Annotated in this window: 2 protein-coding genes; both read left to right on the top strand. The window is 66.7% G+C overall.

The genetic code is table 11. The features are described 5' to 3' along the window. The first annotated feature begins 133 nt into the window (after window positions 1-133). Complete coding sequence (locus tag ACOADB_RS15200) at window positions 134-580, top strand: RidA family protein (protein ID WP_378600193.1); 447 nt, start codon at window positions 134-136, stop codon at window positions 578-580. After that, on the top strand, window positions 529-744 hold a 216-nt coding region (locus ACOADB_RS15195), incomplete at its 3' end, for a DUF1028 domain-containing protein (protein ID WP_378600201.1). The genes ACOADB_RS15200 and ACOADB_RS15195, both read left to right, overlap by 52 nt.

The following is a 744-nucleotide window of genomic DNA, read 5'->3' as shown; positions in this document are numbered from 1 at the left end:
GTTGTCGGCCTTCTAGTTCGGTTCTGTTGATGCAGTGGTACGGCGGGCGGATGGCGACTGCATCTGTTTCATCGATGAAGGTAGTCAGAAACATCTGTTGGACACATGGCCCCCGGTGGAGTGGACTGTTCCCGTGGAGATCAACAAGAGCATCGTCGCCGGCGGGCACACCCGCATCCGTCCGTTCAACACGGGCGCCACCTACCCCGAGCAGAACCTCGACAACGACCTCTGCCAGGCCGTCGTCGCCGGTAACACCGTGTACGTCCGCGGCCAGATCGGCCAGGACCTCGACACGAGCGAGTCGGTAGGTATCGGTGACGTCGAGGCGCAGACCGAGCGCGCGATGGCGAACATCGACATGCTCCTCAAGGAGTCCGGTGCCCGGATGGAGCACCTGGTCAAGCTGACCATCTACATCGTCGACCCGCGCTACCGCGAGACCGTCTACCGCACCATCGGCCGCTGGACCAAGGGCGTGCACCCCATCTCGACCGGACTCGTCGTCTCGGCCCTGGCCCGGCCCGAGTGGCTCGTCGAGGTCGACGCGATCGCCGTCATCCCCGAGGATGCACGGTGACCTTCTCGGTCCTCGCCACCGACGGCCGTGGCGCCGTCGGCATCGCCGTCACCTCCTCCAGCCCGGCCGTCGCTGCCCGGTGCATCCACCTGCGCCCCGGCGTCGGTGGGGCGTCGTCGCAGAACATCACCGACCCGCGCCTGGGGACCGAGCTCCTCGACGCA

It is taken from the genome of Nocardioides sp. CPCC 206348 (assembly GCF_048654705.1).
Classification (GTDB): Bacteria; Actinomycetota; Actinomycetes; order Propionibacteriales; family Nocardioidaceae; genus Nocardioides.
Note: the sequence above shows the minus strand (reverse complement) of the source record. Positions and strands in the feature narration are given on the sequence as shown.